This is a genomic window from Streptomyces sp. B15, assembly GCF_018070605.1.
Lineage (GTDB): Bacteria > Actinomycetota > Actinomycetes > Streptomycetales > Streptomycetaceae > Streptomyces > Streptomyces smyrnaeus.
In genome coordinates, this window is the sequence record NZ_JAGPXJ010000006.1 from 97,542 (window position 1) to 116,027 (window position 18,486).

Here is an 18,486-nt window from a genome sequence, read left to right on the forward strand (position 1 = left end):
GATTTGCGTACGAATCACCCGAATCGCCTACGCAAGCGCCCCGGCCGAGGGCTGCGATCTCCACACCGCGTCACCTCATGGGCGTTTCCTCGCGGAGCGTGACGGTGGCCGCGGACGCCTCGGCCCCCTGCGCGCCCTCCCGCGTGCCCTCTTCGGCGTACCGCGCACCCGTCCGCGGGCACTCCCACTCCCCGGGCCGCCCCGGCAGCGCACGCAGCCGCAGCCCCGCCCGGCCCACCCAGCCGATACGGCGGGCCGGCACCCCCACCACGAGGGCGAAGTCGGGCACGTCGGCCGTCACCACGGCGCCCGCGGCCACCATCGCCCAGCGGCCGATCCGTACCGGGGCCACACACACCGACCGGGCGCCCAGCGAGGCCCCCTCGGCGACCGTGACGCCCACCGCCTCCCAGTCGCCCGCCTGCTTGAGCGCACCGTCCGGGTCCACCGCCCGCGGGGCCCGGTCGTTGGTGAGCACGACGGCGGGCCCCACGAAGACGCCGTCCCCCAGCACGGCGGGCTCGTAGACGAGGGCGTGGTTCTGCAGTTTGCAGCGCGCCCCGATGCGGACGCCCGCACCGATGTAGGCACCGCGGCCGACCACGCACTCCGCGCCGAGCTCAGCGTTCTCGCGCACCTGTGCGAGCTCCCACACGGTGCTGCCGTCTCCGACGACGGCCTGCTCGGAGACCTGCGCACCGGGCATGGCCCGAAACCCGCCGAGGCGGGTGTGGTGCGGGGGACGGAAGGAAGAGGCGGAAGCCGGGGCCGGAGTGGCCGGAGTGGGGGTCGCGTCGGCGGTGGACATGAGGGCTCGCTTTCTGTCCCGGTGCGGGACGGGCAGGCGGTCGCGGGGTCCGGGACGGGCGGACGTACGGGATCCGGGCCGGGTGATCGTTCGGCGCCCGGGGCGAGCGGACGTTCGGGTCCTGGACGGGAGAATCGTTCGGGGTCCGAGGCCGAGGATGGCGACGCCCCCGGCGTGTGAGGCGACCGGCGCGCCGCGCGCGGCGTGGACTCCGCCCGCTGCCCCGCAGCCCACGTCCGCCAGCCGGGTGAGCGGCACCCGGGCGGCGCGCCGCACCCGAGGGGCCCGACGGAGCCGGAGGGAAGGTGGCGGTATGTCCAGCTCCGATGAGATCCCCGTCCCCCAACCGGCCGAGGGGCCGCGGGCATTCGGCCTGCCCGGCACGCTGGTCCAGCGCTGGAACGCGCTCGCCGTCGCCGCGTGCGGCGCGGCAGTCCTCGTTCTGGGGTACCGGCACCGCTGGACCAACGACGACGCGCTGATCTACACCCGCACCGTGCGCCAGATCCTCGCCGGCAACGGCCCCGTCTACAACGTCGGCGAGCGGGTCGAGACCTCCACCGGGACCCTGTGGCAATGGCTGCTCGCGGCCGGCAGCACCGTACCCGGAGTGGACGACCCGCTCCGGCTCGCCGTGGCCCTCGGACTGCTGCTCACCGTGGCGGGATTCCTGCTCGCCCTGGACGGCACCCGCCGTATGATCCGCCTCCGCCACCCCGCCGGCGCCCTGCTGCCCGCGGGCGTGCTGGTACTGCTTCCGCTGTGCGCGACCTGGGACTACGCGACCTCCGGACTGGAGACCGGGCTCACCTTCACCTATCTCGGCGGCTGCTGGTGGCTGCTGGTCCGGGCGCGGGCCGGACTCGACCGGACCACACCCGACCGAACCGCAACCGACCAGGCCGCACCCCACCGAGCCGCACCCGGTGGCCGGGCGCTGCCCGCCATCGCGTTCGCACTCGGCCTGGGCCCGCTCGTGCGGCCGGACCTCACCCTGGTCAGCGCGGTCTTCCTGGCCGCGCTGTGGCTGATGTGGCGCCCCACGCCGCGCATCACCCTCGGCTGGGCCGGCGCGGCCATGGCGCTGCCCCTCGCGTACGAGCTCTTCCGCGCCGGTTACTACGGCGTACTCGTCCCGCTCCCGGCCATCGCCAAGGAGGCCTCCGGCACCCAGTGGGAGTACGGCTGGGGTTATCTGGTCAACACCCTCCACCCGTACGCCCTGTGGGTACCGCTCGGCCTCCTCGCCGCCTTCGGCCTGCGGGAGCTGGCCCGCCGCGCCCGCGGATGGTCGACGCAACCGGTACGCACCGCGGACGCCGCCCTGGTCGCGGCCCCCGTGGTGACCGGAGCGCTGTCGGTGCTCTTCGTCGTGAAGGTCGGCGGTGACTTCATGCACGGCCGGATGATCCTGCCCGGACTCTTCCTGATGCTGCTGCCGGCCTTTCTGCTGCCGTACGGACGCGCGGCGGCGGCGCTGGCCTCAGCAGTGGGCGTCTGGGGCCTCGCCTGCCTCCTCGCGTTCCGCCCACCGCTGGAGAGCCCCGACGACGGTCGGATCATCTTCGACTCGCACAGCATCTACCAGCAGGCCCTCGGCGCGCGGCACCCCGTCAGCCAGCACGACCACGTCGCGGCGCCCCGCGCCTTCACGCAGGTGGCCCAGCGCGCCGTCCGCGAGGGCGAGCACACCTTGGTGCTGCGGCTGCCCCACGACGCCGGATACCCCCTGGTGCGGATGGCGCCGCACGTACGGGCACCGGTGGGCGGCGCGGAGGCACGGCTGGGCCTGGCCGGGGCCGTCCTCCCGCTGGACGGGATCGTCGTCGACCTGCTCGGCCTCGGCAACCCGCTCGGCGCCCACACCGAACCGACCGCCCACGCCAAGGCCGGACACGAGAAGCCGCTCGACCGCGCGTGGGTCGTCGCCGATCTGACGGCACCGGGCACACCGGTTCCATCAGGCGTCGACCCGCGCCGGGTGGCGGCCGCCCGCCACGCCCTCACCTGCGGCCCCCTCCCCGACCTCCTCGCCTCCACCCGCGCCCCGCTGACCGCCGACCGCTTCTGGTCCAACCTCACCGGCTCCTGGTCCCGCACCCACCTGCGCATCCCCGCCGACCCCCTGGCCGCCGAACGCCACCTGTGCTGAAACCCGACTCCGCCCCCCGGCGGCCTGTCACTCCGGTGTGAACTCGTACTGCAGTTCGTAGAGATGGCCGGCTTTGGCCATGACGGTCGCCTCGATGGCACGCTCATGATCGCTGTACACGACGCGCAGGGTGCGCAACACCGGCAGACTGCTGGGAAGCTCGAGGGCCCGGTACTGCTCCTGCGTGGGGACTGCTCCCGGAGCGCCCTGCGTTCGTACGCAGCGTGGCGAGCGTGACGGATCTGCGGGCTGTGTTGCCCAAGCCGAAGTCCGTACGGGCCGAGGCGCGGCACGAGGTCGAGGCGGAGGGGCACGCATGCGACACGCTCTCGCGTGAGCTGTTCTCGGACACCGACCGCGCCGTGCGGTATATCGAGACGCGCGCCGCAGGCCGCCCCGTCGTGCTGTTCGATGTCGGCGGTCGCACCTCGGCCGGTGTCGGCGAGCTCCAGACCGAGGAGGTCACCGCAGCAGCGTGGCGCGACGCCGAGACCATTGCGGACGAGACGCTGCGTACCCGGGTCAGGCAGGCTCTGCGCTGACCAGCCGACCTGCCCGGCACTGCGTCCTTCAACCGCCAACGGCCTCCTTCCCGCCGCGACCGCGGCCCGCGCCCGCCCGCGCCGACCGTCGGTGCGAAGGGCGGGCGGTGACGGCGGAGGGAAACGGTCAGCGGCGGGCGCGGCGGAGCGCGCGGGTCATCACGGGGGGCAGCAGGTCGACCGCGAGGCGGCGGGCGGCAGCCGCGCGGGGCGGGGGCTTCCGGCCGGCGGCACTCGCGGGAGAGGCGTGGCGTGAGACGGGCAGGGTGGGCGGGTCGGCCTTGCGGGCCCCCACCAGCAGCAGCCGTTGCCCGGCGACCTGCTGCCACTGCAACCAGCATTTGCCACGTGCCCGCAGCTCCGTGTGGAGCGCGTCCTGCCAGGGGCGCGGGTCGCCCCAGGTGCCGTAGAACTTGTGGCTGGAGACGCACACCGGCCGCAGTCCGCTCTCCAGTACGGCCTGCCAGGTGGCGCAGGCGACACCTGGTGTGTGGTCGGAGCGGTAGTCGTCGAGGACGACGATCCCCTCGGGGCCGAGGGTGTCCCGCGCTGCGGCGATGTCCCCGTGCACATGTTCGTACAGATGTGAGGCGTCGACGTGGACGAAGCGGCAGCTGCCGTCCGCCACCTCGCCGGGCACCACTGTGGTCGGCGCCTGCAGGATCCGCGGCAGTTCGTCGTGGAACGACAGATAGTTGGCCTCGAAGGCGCGCCGGGTGAGTGTCGAGTAGGAGTGCCGCATCTCGCGGCCGTTGGCCTCGTCGGGTGCGGCGTCGGAGTCGAACAGGTCGCAGACGGTGAACCGTTCTTCCGGAGCGTCCAGGTAGGCGCCCATGAGCACGGCGCTCTTGCCCAGGTAGGCGCCCATCTCCAGCAGGTCGCCGCGGTGCCGGAGGTCCCGCTGCCGGGTCAGGAACCAGTCGAAGAGGACGAGGTCCGTCCGGTAGAACCAGCCGGGTACCTCGTCGAAGGTCCGGGGCTGGGGCAGACCCTGGGTCTCGGCCGGGGAAGCCTGACCGGACGTGGCTGTGGTCGTCATGGGGAGGGGGTCTCCTTGGGACGGGTGCGTGCGTGGGGTCCAGGGCCCTGTATAGGGCGCCGGGACGATCCGGCGCACGCCCCGGCGCCCCCGATCGGCAGAGCTTCGGCGCACCGCCGTCCGGCAGCCATACGGAGTTCAGCCGCCGTTCCGGGCCCCACCCGGCCCGCCGGCCCCAGCCGTCCGGGCCGCCGCCGACCAGCCGCCGGCCGCGGGCCGGCCGACCGCCGGAGGCCGGCCACCGGACGCGGGCCGTCCGCCCGTCCCGTGCGGTGCCGCCGCCCTGGGCACCCGCTCCCCCGCTGCCACCGTGTCGTCCGGTGCTTCCTCGTCCGCCCGGCCCGTGCGTCCGCGCAGCCAGCCGGGGAAGGGCGGTTCGACCAGCGGCCACAGCACCTTGCGCACCTGCGGCAGCCCGAGCAGCACGGCGAGCCCGCCCGCCAGCACCGTCGTGCCCACCACGGCCAGCAGGCCCCCGGTGAGCACCGCCTCGTACCCGCCGGCCTTCTCGACGGCCTGGACGACGAGCCCGTGCAGCAGGAACGGGTACAGCGCACAGGCGCCCAGCACGGTGTATCCGGTGCGATGGGCGGGGACGAGCGCGAGGAAGGCGGCGACGAGCACCGCCCCGACGGCGAACAGCGCGAGCCGTACGCCCACGTACAGCAGCGGCCGCAGGCCCAGCTCGTGGGCGCCCGCCTCCATCAGCAGCCACTCGCGGTCCACCCGGGGCGCCGCCCACCAGGCGCCGGCCGCGGCGGCGGCCATCACGGGCAGCGCCCATCTGCGCGCGGCGCGGTGCCGCAGCGGGCGCAGTCGGTCGGCGCGCAGCCGCAGCCCCAGGACGAACCACGGCCAGTACATCAGCAGCTGGGGCAGCGCGAGCTCCTCCCCCAGGTCGGTGAAGCCGGCCGCGACGGACAGCGCCGCGGCGAAGGCCACCGGCCAGCGGACGGCACGCCACAGGGGTGCGGTCAGCCGCCAGACGAACAGTGCCGCCAGGAACCAGCACACGAAGGCGGGCCGGGTGGGGGAGACGGTGAAGGGCCGGTCCCAGAAGAGGGTGTGCATCCCCGCGTAGGCCGCCTCGAAGACGAGATAGGGCACCAGTACGTGGGTCAGCAGTCTGCGGACCTGGTCGGGCCGTCCGGTGAAGCTCCGCGACAGGTGGCCGCACAGCAGGACGAGCGCCGGCAGGTGGAAGGAGTACAGCAGCAGGGAGGCGGCCTTGACACCGCGCATCGCGTCGGCGACGGGGGCCCAGTTGTGCCCGAGGACGACGAGCACGACGAGCAGGAACCGCGCGTTGTCCAGGAACGGGTCGCGCATGCCCGCCCGGCCCACCGCCGAGGCCCCGTGCGGTCGGCGCAACCGCGTCCGCCCGCCCGGGAGCGCCCCCGCCGGGAGCTGCGCACCGGTACGGGCGTCCCCGCGCGTGTCACGCGAGCCTTCCGCGGCCCGCGCGTCCCCCGCCGCGCCCCGGCGGGCCCGCGGGCGGCGCCGGGTGCCCGAGGAGGGCGGCGCGGACGCGGGTGCGGGGAGCTCGGAGCCGGGCGGGGGCGTTCCCGCGGGTGCCGCGCCGGGGGCGTCGTCCGCCGTGCCCGCCCCGGCTTTGGACCCCGCTTCGGTGAAGCAGGGCGCAGGCTGCGCGAAGGGCCCCACGGTCGACACCGTCGGGGCTGACCGGGCCGCGGCGAAGTGCTCCGGCGGCGCCCCGCGCGGCGCCGCCGCGGTGGGCGAGGAGGGCCAGGTCGCGGCGGCGTGCGCCGCGCGACCGGGCGTCGCGAAAGGGTCGGTGAAAGGGTCCCAGGCCATCACGCCGTCCTTGGCTCACTCGTTCCGGGCGAGCCCCGCCGGCGCCGCGACCAGGTGAGGCCCGGCACCGGTGGCTCGATGAGGGGCCGCGCGAGCCGCCGTACGGGCGCGGTCGACAGCAGTACCGCGACGGCGGCTCCACAGGCCGTCAGCAAGGCGGCGCCGAGCGGGCCCAGCGGGCGCAGCGGCGCATCCCAGCCGTAGGCGTGTGCGGCAGTGGTCAGCAGTCCGTGCAGCAGATACGGGTAGAGCGTCACGGCCCCGAGCGCCGTCAGCCACCGGGCGCGCCGGGGCACCAGGGCGAGGAAGGCGCCGGTCATCAGCGCCGTCACCGCGAACAGGCCGATCCGTACCAGTAGATAGGTCGAGGTCCCCACGCCCAGCTCGGCCTGCCCGTGGCTCATCCACAGCCAGTGCACGTCGGTGCCCGGCGCCAGCGCGTACGCCGCGACGCCGCCCGCGACGAGCACCGGCGGCGCGCACCACCGCAGCAGCCCGCTCGTGCGCAGCCGCGCGAAGTGGGCCGGCCGCAGGGCCAGTCCGAGCACGAACCACGGCAGGAACATCAGTACGCGGGGCAGGGCCAGGTCGTGTCCCACGGTGGAGGTGCCCGCCGCGAGCGAGACGAGTGCGGCCACCGGCAGCGGCCAGGGGATCACCCGCCAGAGCGGCACGGTCAGCCGCCAGACGAAGAGCGCGGCCAGGAACCAGCACACGAACGTGGGTTCGGTCAGGGTGAGCCGGAACGGCTTCCCCCAGGCGGCGGCCTCCACCGCCGTGTAGAGGAGCTCGAAGACGAGGTAGGGCGCCAGCACCCCGGCCAGCAGCTTGCGCAGCTGCGCGGGACGCCCGGTGAATCCGCGCGAGAAGTAGCCGCTCAGCAGGATGAAGGCGGGCATATGGAAGGAGGAGATCCACAGGTAGGCGGCCTTGACGGTCCGGGACCCCTCGACGAGCCCCATCGGCCAGGTGTGGCCGACGACCACCAGCACGATCAGCAGGAACTTCGCGTTGTCGAGAAACGGGTCCCGCGCCGTGCGGTCGGCTCCTTCGGCCTCCCGCCCGGCCACGTCGGAGCCCACGGCGCCCGGCACACCGGGCGCCGCCACGGCCGTCTCGACGTCGCCCTCGGTCCCGGCCCAGGTCCCGGCCTCCGTCAAGGTGCCGGCCCCGGCCCGGGTCCCGGTCCCCGATCCGCCGTCGGCGCGGGGGCCGGCGGCATCCGCAGGCAGATCGCGGTCGGTGTGCTGTTCGGCCTCCGCGGGGTGCCCGGCGGCGGGGGGCGCGGCCGTGCCGTCCGTGGGCGCGTCGGGGCTGCCCGGCGGCAGGTCGGACCCCTCCGCGGGCACGCCCGTGCCCGCGGGTCGGCTGCTGCCGGTGCCGCCCGGTCCAGCTGGGTCGATGATCTTCGAGGCCATTGATCGGACAGTAAGCGCGGTTTGTCCCCATCTGTTCGCGGCATGCCGCTGCGGGGGCCGAATGAGGGACATACGAGTGTTAAGAACGCATCCTCTCCCCTTTCACACCTCAAATAGTCGGTGGAAAACGGCTTATTTCGGGCAGCACAGTGCAGAAGCGAGCATCAGAGAGAAGGGGAGGCCGCAGATGAAGATCGTATTCCTGCTGGACAATGCCTATGGGATCGGCGGGACGATCAGGTCGACGGTGAACCTCTCCGGAGCGCTTGCCGAACGGCACCAGGTGGAAGTGGTCAGCCTCCGCCGGTCACGCCAGGAGCCCGCACTCGCTTTCGATCCGCGCGTCACCCTGACCTCCCTCATCGACCTGCGCCGCTCCTCCCCCCACCACGACGGGGACCACCCCGACCACCACCGACGCAGCGAACGCTTCACCGAGGGCCGCGACCACTTCGAACGCGGGATCTCCACCCGGCTGGGCGACCTGCGGATGAAAGAGTTGCTGGAGACTCTGGAAGCGGACGTCGTCATCGGCACCCGGCCGAAGATCAACGACTATCTCGCCGCGTACGGCACCGACCGCTATGTGCGCATCGGGCAGGAACACCTCACCCACACGATGCACAGCGACCACATCCGCAGCCACCAGGACGCCGCCCTCGCACACCTGGACGCGTTCGTCACCGTCTCCTACGCGGACGCCGTCGACTACCGCGCCGCACTCCCCGACGTGCGGACCGAGATCGTCTGCGTACCCAACGCGGTACCCGAGCCGCAGGTCGAGCCCTCCGACGGACGGACGAAGCTCATCGTGGCCGCGGGCCGGCTCATCAAGGTCAAGCGGTACGACCGGCTGCTGCGCGCGTTCGCACTCGTCGCGGACAAACACCCGGACTGGTCCCTGCGGCTGTACGGGCGGGGCCCGCAGCAGGACGCGCTGCGGGCCACCCTGGACGGACTCGGCCTCTACGACCGCGCGTTCCTGATGGGCGCCCACTCCCCCATCGAGACGGAGTGGGCGAAGGGCTCCATCGCGGCCGTCTCCTCCGACGCGGAGTCCTTCGGTATGACGCTGGTGGAGGCGATGCACTGCGGCGTCCCGGTCGTCAGCACCGACTGCCCCTACGGACCGGGCGAGATCATCTCCAACGGCAAGGACGGGCTGCTCGCCCCGCTCGGCGAGCGCGAGGAGACGACCGTACGCGGCTACGCCGACGCCCTTCTGCACCTCATCGAGGACCCGGCCCTCCGCGCCGACATGGGCGCGGCAGCCCTGCGGAAGGCGGCCCGCTACAGCCCCACTCGCATCGCGGGTGAGTACGAGGACCTGATCTCCCGCCTGCTGGCGGGCCGACCGGGTACGGGAGCCACCGCAGCCGCCGCCCTGCCCGGGTCCGGACGGACCGGCACTCCGGACCGTGAGCCCGCTCGGCAGCGCGGGCCGAGTACGCCGAGTACGCCGAGTACGCAGTCGCGGAGTAAGGCGAAGCCGAAAAAGCCGACGAAGACGAAGACGCAGACACAGACACAGACGAAGACGGGCACGAGGACGCAGCCGCAGTCTCGGCCGCTGTCGCGGGTCGGCGGCGCTCCCGTCGCGCGCCGTGGCCGGCGCGCGCGCCTCGTACGGACGGCGCGCCGCCTCGTGCCGCGCGCGCTCCTACCCGTCCTGCGCCCCCTCGTACGCGTCCTGCGGGGGAACCGGTCCGGGCGGCGGCCGGGTGCCGCGGCCGGGATGCCGCGCCCGGTCGCCCACGTCCGGGTCGAGCAGGACGGCACGGTGCTGGTGCGACTGCGCGCCGACTCCCTCCCCAGGGGCGCCGCGGTGCTGTCGCTGCGCCCCCGGCACCGGGACGGTGCGGAACCGGTCCGCGTCCCGCTGCCCTCCCGCGACCAGGCGGACGCGGACGGCTGGGTCGAACTCCGACTGGCCCGCACCGAGGTGGAACTGTTCGAGGCGCGGTGGGACGCCTACGTGGAGCGCCCCTCGAACGGCGGGAGCAAGCGGGTAAAGGCCCTCATGGTGGAAACGGCACGGTTGCTGTCCATGCCCGCGCCGCTCACCTCGAACGGCCCGCTCCAGCCGTGGATCCCGTACGCCACCAGCGACGGCTTCCTCGCCCTTCGCACCTGGTCCCGTGCCCGGCATGCGGAGGTCACCTCGATCGAACTGGGCGAGCACGGCTACGCACTCACGGCGAGGCTGTACGGGAAGGGACCTGACCTCGCCCTGTCGCGGCGCACCATGGAGCTGTCCGGCGGGCCTGTGCTGATGGCGGTGCCGCGCGACAACCCGCGCCAGGCCTTCGAGTTCCCCGGCCGCCGGGGTGCCGAGGGGGAGAGCCCCACCGTCCACCTGGAGTTGCCCTTCGAGCTGCCCGCCGCGTTCGCCGACGGTTCCCCGGAGGGGGTGTGGGATCTGTGGCTGCGCCCCGGCCCGGGTCCCGAGCGGGTGCGGCTGGGACGGCTGCTGGGGGATCTGGCCGACCGCAAGAAGACGGATGTCACCCCGCAGATGCGGCTGGGCGGCACCGACCGGGCCGTCCAGCTGTACTTCTCCCTCAACAACAACCTCGTCCTCAGCCTGCGGACGCTCGCCGCACGCCCGACGGAACCCGCCGCACAGCCGGTGCAGGCGGCCACGCCGGACAGCGCCGCCACACCCGACAGTGCCGCCGCGCCGGACAGCGCCGCTGCCGCCGAGGCGCGGAGCCGTCAGAACCGCCCGTCGTCCTCACCCAGCGCCTCCGCCGACGCCTGATCCCGTCCGGGCTCCGCCCCCGGGCCCTGCCCGTGCTCCGCGGGGGCGGGGCCCGCGCACTCGCCCTCCTGCTGCGCGCGGGCGGTGCGCATACGGCGTTCGCGGGCCTCGGCCTCCCGCTCCAGGTCCCGCACCGCGCGGTTGAAGCGGACGAGCGAGGGCGGCTCGGCCGGACCGAGCAGCCGCACCTTCAGCGCGGCGCGCGCCGGGGCCAGCGTGTCCTCTTCCGGATGGCGTACGGAGCGCAGCAGCTGAGGGATGCCCGAGCCGTCCGGGCCGAGAATGGTCGCCGCGCGGACGGTGGGGCAGGCGGAGCGGAAGCCCGCGTCGTCCATGCCGCTGGTGTTCGCCACCGCGTACGGCTTCTCGCTGGTGAGGTGGTCGGAGACGACGGACGAGACGTCCGAGACCAGCACGTCGGCCTCGTTGAAGCAGCTGAACAGTCCGGGCCGCGTACCGGTGATGACGCGGTGCTGCCAGGCGGGCTGTGCCGCCCAGTACGCCTCCTCCCATGCCCGGAGGGCCTCGGCCGCCGCCTGGGCGCGGCCCGGCTCAGGCGCCGACTGGCGCAGCATCCGCTCCACCTCGTCGGTGTGCCGGCCGAAGTCCACCCGGGTCAGCGCCGCCAGTTCGCGGTCCGCCTGCGCCAGCGCGGCCACCGCCTCCCGGTCCGGCTCCTCGCCGTCCCGCTCGGCGTTGGCCTCCTGGAGCAGTGCGCGGATGCGCAGATCGGCCGCGCCGGCCCGCGGGTCGACGGTGCCGGTCATCGGGTGCGGTTTGTAGAGCAGCCGTACCTGCGGGTCCGCCAGCAGCGCCCTGACGATGTTCTCGCCCGCCATGAGCACGGAGGTGTTGCCCGGGTCGTCGGTGAAACCCTCCCAGGTGGGGGCGTAGAGCACGGTCAGATATCCGGTGCCGTTGCCCACCGGGCGGGCACCGGCGGGCTGGATGGGGGCGAGCTGCGGGCGGCCGACCTCCACCACATCCTTGTCCTCCACGCCGATGCACGCCCGCGCGTACCGCTCACGCGCCGCCTCGCCGGCGACCCACACCTGGTCGTACGCCTTGGCGTAGGGGTTGCAGGAGGCGAGCTTGTCGGACTCGCCGTGGTTGATGAAGGCGTGCTTGAGGGTGGGGATGCGCAGCACCTGTGCCGTCCTGCCGGAGTTGGCCGGGTGCAGCAGCACCTTGAGCGTGGAGTGCTCCAGCCGCATCAGATGCGACACCTTGGGAATGCAGACGATCGGGATGTCGGTGGTCTCGATCTTCTGCACCATGAACCGCTCCCGCAGCACGATCAGCGGCCTGCCGTCCAGCTGGGCCAGGGTGCTCAGCCACATGTTCGCCTGGTACGCGGAGGTGGCGCCGCCCGAGAAGTACATGCCGACGGTCGGCCTGTACTCCGCGAGCCAGTTGTCCAGCCACGCCACCGCCTCCTCCTCGCCGACCACCCGCTTGCCCGGCAGCAGCCAGGTGGCCAGCCACCCGGTCCCGGCCAGCACCCCGGCCCAGCAGCACCAGGCGACGACCAGCGCCCACACCAGATCGCCCGTCACGGCAGCGGCGCACATCGCACCGGTCGTCAGCGCGGAGACGCCCGTCAGCCGCAGCGTCTCCCGTTCGGCGAGCAGCGCGGGCGGTGAGGGGGTCAGCCGCAGCGCCGAGGCGTCGATGTTCCGAGTGACCACCGGCAGCCTGCGCCCGCTGCGCACCGCCTCCGCGACCGACTGGCAGCCGAAGTGCACCGTCCAGCACAGCAGCAGAGCACCCAGCAGCAGCGCGCCGGCACCGCCGGGCCGCAGCACATCCAGCCTGCCCAGACCGCCGAGCAGCAGGGCGTCCCGCACCAGCTGCCGTGCGGGCGGGGTGAGCTGTGCCCGGCGCAGCTCACGTGTCACCTGTCGCGCGCGCGAGGGCAGCAGGACCTCGGTCAGCAGACCGAGCACGGCGCCGGAGACGACGAACAGGGTGTACGAGCCCACGATGCCCAGCACCTGCAGCAGGTAGCCGACGGCCAGCAGTCCGAGCGCGCAGCCGGACCTCGCCCGGCGCAGCAGCAGTGCGGTGCGCCGCTGCCGCTGGAGCGCGGCTGCCGCGCTCACCTCGCCGCCCTCGTCCTCGCCCACACCTTCCCGGTGCCCGGCGCGGTGCCCGCCCCCGCCGGAGCGGTCACCGCCGCCGTCCCCGGAACCGCGGTCCCCGCCGTCCCCGGTGCCACCGGTCCCGGCGGCGCCACCGCCGTTCCGGACGGCAGCACGGTCACCGACCGCACCGCCGTCCTTGACCGCGCCGCCCCCGACCGCGTCGTCGTCGTTCGCGCCGCCGTCGTCGTTCGCGCCGTCCACTCCGTTCACCAGCGCACCCATCGCCTCACGGTAGGCAGCGCGGGAGCGGGCCGTCACGCCGTGGACGGCCGAACGCGTGACCGCCGCGCCGCAGGGCGGTCCCTACGGCGCGGCGGTCACGGCAGCGCTGTGCGAGCGGGTGCGGCTCAGCGGTTGCTGCGCAGCAGCGTACGCATGGTCCGCATCGCCACCGACAGGTTCGCCAGGTCGAACGTCTCCGAGGCCTGGATCTCGTCCAGCGTGGCCCGGGCACGGACGAGGATCGCGTGGTTCTTCTCCTCCCACGCCTCGTACCGCTGCTCCGCCGTCGCGGCACCGTCGCCGGCCGCCAGCACATCGGCCGTCAGCAGCTGGTGCGCCGCGTAGAGATCCTCACGGATGGAGGAGCGGGCCATCGACTGCCAGCGGTCGGCACGCGGCAGCTCGCTGACGCGCCCCTGCAGCTGGGTGATGCCCAGCCGGTCGGCCAGGTCGAAGTAGACCTCGGCGACGTCCATCAGGTCCGTGTCGGTACGGCCTTCGACGGCCACCACGTCGAGCGCGGAGAACGCCGCCGCCGAGCCGGCGATCCGCAGCGCCAGGTCCGCGGGGACACCGGCGCCCGACAGCTTGTCGTAGACCCGCTGGTGCCACTTGAGGTCGTCGCCCTTGAGCAGCTTGGGCAGCTCGGCCCAGACCGTCTCGACCCGGTCGGCGAACAGCTCGATGGTCTCCGCCAGCGCCAGCGGCTGCGGACGGTTGTTGAGCAGCCAGCGGGTGCCGCGCTCGACGAGCTGCCGGGAGCGCAGCCGGATGTCGGTCAGCACTCCGGCCGCCACCTTGTTGTCCAGCGACTCGACCTCGTCCCAGATGTCACCGAGCCGGAAGATGGCCCGCGCGGCGGTGTGGGCGCGCACGATCTCCTCCGTGGAGGCGCCGGACTCCTCCATCATGCGGTGCACGAAGGTCGAGCCGGAGACATTGACCGTGTCGTTGACCAGCAGCGTGGTGATGATCTCGCGGCGCAGCGCGTGGTTGGCGATCTGCTGGCCGAACCGCTCGCGCAGCGCCTCGGGGAAGTAGGCGTAGAGCAGCCGTTCGAGGTAGGGGTCGTCCGGCAGCGAGGTGCTGATCAGCTCGCCGGTGATATTGATCTTGGTGTAGGCGAGCATCACGGCGATCTCCGGCTGGGTCAGCCCCTGGCCGTTGCCGCGCCGCTCCCGGATCTGCCGGTCCGAGGGCAGGAACTCCAGCGCCCGGTCCAGCTTGCCCTCCTTGGCCAGTCGGCGCATCTGCCGCTGGCTGGCCAGCAGCAGACTGGGGGCCTGGGCGAGCGAGTTGGCCAGCGCCGCGTTCTGCGCGTAGTTGTTGCGCAGCACCAGCTCGCCGACCTCGTCGGTCATCTCGGCCAGCAGGGCGTTGCGCTGCTTGACGGTCATGTCGCCGTCCGACACCACCGAGTTCAGCAGGATCTTGATGTTCACCTCGTGGTCGGAGGTGTCCACACCGGCGCTGTTGTCGATCGCGTCGGTGTTGATCCGGCCGCCGTTGAGGGCGAACTCGATACGGCCGAGCTGGGTGCAGCCGAGGTTGCCGCCCTCACCGACGACCTTGACCCGCAGGTCCTGGCCGTCCACCCGGATCGCGTCGTTGCCCTTGTCACCGACGTCCGCGTTGCTCTCCGTCGACGCCTTGACGTAGGTACCGATGCCGCCGTTCCACAGCAGATCGACGGGGGCGCTCAGGATGGCGCGCATCAGCTCGGCGGGGGTCATCTTGGTGACGCCCGCCTCGATGCCCAGCGCCTCGCGCACCTGCGGGGTGATCGGCACCGACTTGGCGCTGCGCGGGTGGATGCCGCCGCCCGCCGAGATCAGCTTGGTGTCGTACTCCGCCCACGAGGAGCGGGGCATCTCGAACAGCCGGCGGCGCTCGGCGTAGGAGGTGGCCGCGTCCGGGTCGGGGTCGAGGAAGATGTGCCGGTGGTCGAAGGCGGCCACCAGCCGGATGTGCTCGGAGAGCAGCATGCCGTTGCCGAACACGTCGCCCGACATGTCACCGACACCGACGACGGTGAATTCCTGCGTCTGGGTGTCGTGGCCCAGCTCGCGGAAGTGCCGCTTGACCGACTCCCAGGCGCCCCGGGCGGTGATGCCCATGCCCTTGTGGTCGTAGCCGGCCGAGCCGCCGGAGGCGAAGGCGTCGCCCAGCCAGTAGCCGTAGGAGACGGCGACCTCGTTGGCGATGTCGGAGAAGGTGGCGGTGCCCTTGTCGGCCGCGACGACGAGGTAGGTGTCGTCCTCGTCGTGCCGCACCACGTCCTTGGGGTGCTCGACCTCACCGGCGACCAGGTTGTCGGTGACATCCAGCAGCCCGGAGATGAACGTCTTGTAGCAGGCGATGCCCTCGGCCTGCCAGGCGTCGCGGTCGGCGGCCGGGTCCGGCAGCTGCTTGCCGACGAAGCCGCCCTTGGCGCCCACCGGCACGATGACGGTGTTCTTGACCTCCTGCGCCTTGACCAGGCCCAGGATCTCCGTACGGAAGTCCTCGCGCCGGTCGGACCAGCGCAGACCACCGCGCGCCACCTTGCCGAACCGCAGGTGGACGCCCTCCACGCGCGGCGAGTACACCCAGATCTCGTACTTGGGGCGCGGCGCGGGCAGGTCCGGGATCGCCTGCGGGTCCAGCTTCATCGACACATAGGTGTGCGGCTCGCCGTCGCTGCCCCGCTGGAAGTAGTTGGTGCGCAAGGTGGCGTTGATGACGGTGAGGAAGGAGCGCAGGATGCGGTCCTCGTCCAGGCTCGCCACCTGGTCCAGCGCGCCGTTCAGCTCCTCCAGGATGCCGTCCGTCAGCTCGTGCCCCGCCCACCTGCGTGCCGGGTCCAGCCGGGCCTCGAACAGGTTGACCAGCAGCCGGGTGGTGTGCACGTTCCCGCGCAGCGTGTCCTCGATGTAGGACTGGCTGAAGGTCGCGCCCGCCTGCCGCAGGTACTTCGCGTACGCACGCAGCACCACCGCCTGCCGCCAGGTCAGCCCCGCGGAGAGCACCAGCGCGTTCAGCCCGTCGTTCTCCGCCCGGCCCGTCCACACCGCGGCGAAGGCCTCCTGGAAGCGCTCACGCGTCTCCTCCTCCAGCCCGCGCATGGCCTCCGGCATCCGCAGCCCGAAGTCGTAGATCCAGGCGTGCGAGCGGTCGGCGCAGCGCAGCTCGTACGGCCGCTCGTCCACCACCTCGACACCCATCGCCTGCAGTCCCGGCAGCACGGCCGAGAGGGAGACGGGGCTGCCGGTCCGGTACATCTTGAAGCGGCGCTCACCCGGTCCCGCGCCGACCGGCTCGTACAGGCTCAGCGAGAAGTCGTTCTCCTTGCCGCCCTGCACCAGCTGCTCCAGGTGCTGGAGGTCGGCGACCGCGGCGCGCGGCGGGAAGTCGGCCTTGTAGCCCTCGGGGAAGGCGTGCGCGTACTTCTGCGCCAGCTCGGCGGCCTGCTCCTCCCCGCACTCGGCGACCAGCGCCTCGTTGAAGCCGTCCGCCCACGAGCGCGCCGCCTCGGCCAGCCGGGCCTCGATCCGCTCGATCTCCGCGTCCGTCAGCTCCGCGAGCTGGGCGCCGGGCTTCACCCGGATGACGAAATGCAGCCGGGAGAGCACCGACTCGGTGTTCCACGCGGTGAAGTCGACACTGGTGCCGCCCAGTTCCTCGGTGAGGATCTCCGTCAGCCGCAGCCGCACCGCCGTCGTGTAGCGGTCGCGGGGCAGGTAGACCAGCGCCGAGTAGTACCGGCCGTACTCGTCCTTGCGCAGGTAGAGCCGCAGCTTGCGGCGCTCCTGGAGGTAGAGGACGGAGGTGACGATGGACCGCAGCTCCTCGACCGAGGTCTGGAACAGCTCGTCGCGCGGGTAGGTCTCCAGGATCTGCAGCAGGTCGCGCCCGGCGTGGCTGTCGGGCGTGAACCCCGCGCTCTCCAGCACATCGGCGACCTTGCGCCGCACCACCGGGACCCGGCGCACCGACTCGGTGTAGGCGGCGGACGAGAACAGGCCCAGGAAGCGGCGCTCCCCGATCACGTTCCCCGCCTCGTCGAACTTCTTGACTCCGACGTAGTCCAGGTACGACGAGCGGTGGACGGTCGCCCGGCTGTTCGCCTTGGTGAGCACCAGCAGCCGGTGCTCACGCGCCTTGGCCCGGGCGTCGGCGGGCAGTCGGTTGAAGGACGGCGAGACCGGGTGGCTCTCGTCCGTGCTGCGCCGCGGATCGGCGCGCAGGATGCCCAGTCCGGTGCCCGGCAGCGGGGCGAGGCTCAGCTCCTCGCCTTCCTCGGCGTCGGTGCCCTCCTTCGCCTTGCCGTCTTCCTTGCCAATACCGGTGCCGTCGGCGTCCAGCTCGTACTCGCGGTAGCCGAGGAAGGTGAAGTGGTCGTCGGCCAGCCAGCGCAGCAGCTCCCGGGCCTCCTCGATCTCCTCCTGGGGGAGCTCGTCGGCGGGCTCGTCGGGCAGCTCGTCGGCGATCCGGAGGGCGGCGCCGCGCATCTTCTGCCAGTCCTCGACGGCCTCCCGCACATCGGAGAGGATCCGGCGCAGATCGGCGGCGATCTCCTTGAGGTCCTCACGGTCGGTCTCGCGGTCGATCTCGACGTGGATCCAGGACTCGACCACCGCGTCGTGCGGCAGCTTCCCGCCCGCGGTCTGCCGGCCCCTGCCCTTCTTCCCGGCCCGGGCCTTCCCCCCCTCGGTGGCCGGTGTGTCCAGCAGCTGGGTGTCCGGCACCTGTGCGTCGTCCCGGCCGACGGAGAGCACTTCCAGCAGCTTCCCGGTCAGATCCCGGCGGACCACCATCTGCGGGTGGATCACCGCATGGATACCGCGGCCCTGCCGGGAGAGCTCATTGGTGACCGAGTCGACCAGGAACGGCATGTCGTCGGTGACGACCTCGACCACCGAGTGCGTGCACGACCAGCCGTTCTCGTCGATCGACGGCGAGTACACGCGAACGTTGGCCGTGCCCTGCGGCCGCTCCTCGGCGAGACGGTAGTGGGCGAGCGCACCTCCGAGGATGTCGACCGGATCGCGGTCGGCCAGGTCCTCCGGCGCCGTGTGCAGGTAGTACCGCTGGAGATACGCGCCAAGGGCTCCGTCCTGGGGGCCGTCGGGCCCCTGGACCGGGTGGCGCCCCTGGGCCGGGCTCTGTTCAGCCACCCGGGCGGCTTCCGCCAGCCGCTCGGCTTTTGCTTCATCCAGCTTGCTCTGCATGTCCTCTGACTCCTGTCGCGCGCCGTTGCGTGACGTCGGGAAAATGAAGGCACGGCACCGGAATGAGACGGGGTGTCCGCTCGGGTCCGCTGCCGTGCCGGAAGAGACGACCAGCGGCGCCCGGCCCGCGATGCGGAGGGCGCTGTACGGAGGGGCGCCCGAGGGCAGGTCCTCCGGTGGATATCGCGCTGATCACGTGGGTAAGGCTATCGCTCCCGGGCCCCGGCGCGTCATGGGCCTCATTTGTACAGATAGCGAGCACACCGAGATCATCTTCGCCGATCCGGCCACCTGGGGAAGGGCCGGGGAAACTCTTGGCAAAGCGGGGATCCGGGGGCACGTCGACACAGACGGCACCGGCCCCCCGCGCGGTTC

General features: G+C 72.9%; 9 protein-coding genes and 1 pseudogene. 3 read left to right on the forward strand and 7 right to left on the reverse strand.

Annotation, left to right across the window (positions count from 1 at the left end; all coding sequences use genetic code 11):
- Window positions 1-70 precede the first annotated feature (70 nt).
- Window positions 71-706, reverse strand: a complete 636-nt coding sequence (locus tag KBY19_RS05100) for an acyltransferase (RefSeq protein WP_099881517.1) — start codon at window positions 704-706, stop codon at window positions 71-73.
- Between the two features lie 415 nt (window positions 707-1,121).
- Here KBY19_RS05100 and KBY19_RS05105 point away from each other — a divergent pair, with 415 nt between their 5' ends.
- On the forward strand, window positions 1,122-2,960 hold the full coding sequence (locus KBY19_RS05105; RefSeq protein ID WP_210965241.1) for a hypothetical protein: 1,839 nt from the start codon (window positions 1,122-1,124) through the stop codon (window positions 2,958-2,960).
- Window positions 2,961-2,987: 27 nt separating this feature from the next.
- On the opposite strand, the pseudogene KBY19_RS05110 reads toward KBY19_RS05105, so the two are convergent.
- Window positions 2,988-3,152: pseudogene (locus KBY19_RS05110) on the reverse strand (GntR family transcriptional regulator); the annotation flags it as partial.
- A 41-nt stretch (window positions 3,153-3,193) separates the two neighbouring features.
- Here KBY19_RS05110 and KBY19_RS37450 point away from each other — a divergent pair.
- The gene (locus KBY19_RS37450) at window positions 3,194-3,502 is read left to right on the forward strand and encodes a hypothetical protein (RefSeq protein WP_210965258.1); all 309 of its coding nucleotides are present in this window, start codon (window positions 3,194-3,196) and stop codon (window positions 3,500-3,502) included.
- 127 nt (window positions 3,503-3,629) lie between these two features.
- Here KBY19_RS37450 and KBY19_RS05120 read toward each other — a convergent pair whose 3' ends face one another.
- The 3 genes from KBY19_RS05120 to KBY19_RS05130 all read right to left on the reverse strand — a co-directional run bounded on the left by KBY19_RS05120 (window position 3,630) and on the right by KBY19_RS05130 (window position 7,774).
- Window positions 3,630-4,541 (reverse strand): class I SAM-dependent methyltransferase, encoded by a 912-nt coding sequence (locus tag KBY19_RS05120; protein ID WP_099881523.1) that lies wholly within the window; start codon window positions 4,539-4,541, stop codon window positions 3,630-3,632.
- Window positions 4,542-4,679: 138 nt separating this feature from the next.
- Window positions 4,680-6,356, reverse strand: a complete 1,677-nt coding sequence (locus tag KBY19_RS05125; protein ID WP_247690604.1) for an acyltransferase family protein — start codon at window positions 6,354-6,356, stop codon at window positions 4,680-4,682.
- Window positions 6,356-7,774: an acyltransferase family protein gene (locus tag KBY19_RS05130; protein ID WP_210965242.1), complete on the reverse strand. Its 1,419-nt coding sequence runs from the start codon at window positions 7,772-7,774 to the stop codon at window positions 6,356-6,358. Before KBY19_RS05130 ends, KBY19_RS05125 begins: the two co-directional genes overlap by 1 nt.
- A 187-nt stretch (window positions 7,775-7,961) precedes the next feature.
- Between KBY19_RS05130 and KBY19_RS05135 the strand changes: the two genes are divergently transcribed.
- Window positions 7,962-10,535: a glycosyltransferase family 4 protein gene (locus tag KBY19_RS05135; protein WP_210965243.1), complete on the forward strand. Its 2,574-nt coding sequence runs from the start codon at window positions 7,962-7,964 to the stop codon at window positions 10,533-10,535.
- Here KBY19_RS05135 and KBY19_RS05140 read toward each other — a convergent pair.
- Window positions 10,490-12,901, reverse strand: a complete 2,412-nt coding sequence (locus KBY19_RS05140; RefSeq protein WP_210965244.1) for a hypothetical protein — start codon at window positions 12,899-12,901, stop codon at window positions 10,490-10,492. The genes KBY19_RS05135 and KBY19_RS05140 overlap by 46 nt on opposite strands.
- A 125-nt stretch (window positions 12,902-13,026) precedes the next feature.
- A complete protein-coding gene (locus KBY19_RS05145; protein WP_210965245.1) occupies window positions 13,027-18,111 on the reverse strand; it encodes an NAD-glutamate dehydrogenase in 5,085 nt (1,694 codons plus the stop codon).
- Between the last annotated feature and the right edge of the window lie 375 nt (window positions 18,112-18,486).

Bases quoted from the DNA above. Each gene is read 5' to 3' on its own strand.
- KBY19_RS05100 (WP_099881517.1), bottom strand. From the start codon at position 706: ATGCCCGGTGCGCAGGTCTCCGAGCAGGCCGTCGTCGGAGACGGCAGC.
- KBY19_RS05105 (WP_210965241.1), top strand. From the start codon at position 1,122: ATGTCCAGCTCCGATGAGATCCCCGTCCCCCAACCGGCCGAGGGGCCG.
- KBY19_RS05120 (WP_099881523.1), bottom strand. From the start codon at position 4,541: ATGACGACCACAGCCACGTCCGGTCAGGCTTCCCCGGCCGAGACCCAG.
- KBY19_RS05125 (WP_247690604.1), bottom strand. From the start codon at position 6,356: ATGGCCTGGGACCCTTTCACCGACCCTTTCGCGACGCCCGGTCGCGCG.
- KBY19_RS05130 (WP_210965242.1), bottom strand. From the start codon at position 7,774: ATGGCCTCGAAGATCATCGACCCAGCTGGACCGGGCGGCACCGGCAGC.
- KBY19_RS05135 (WP_210965243.1), top strand. From the start codon at position 7,962: ATGAAGATCGTATTCCTGCTGGACAATGCCTATGGGATCGGCGGGACG.
- KBY19_RS05140 (WP_210965244.1), bottom strand. From the start codon at position 12,901: ATGGGTGCGCTGGTGAACGGAGTGGACGGCGCGAACGACGACGGCGGC.
- KBY19_RS05145 (WP_210965245.1), bottom strand. From the start codon at position 18,111: ATGCAGAGCAAGCTGGATGAAGCAAAAGCCGAGCGGCTGGCGGAAGCC.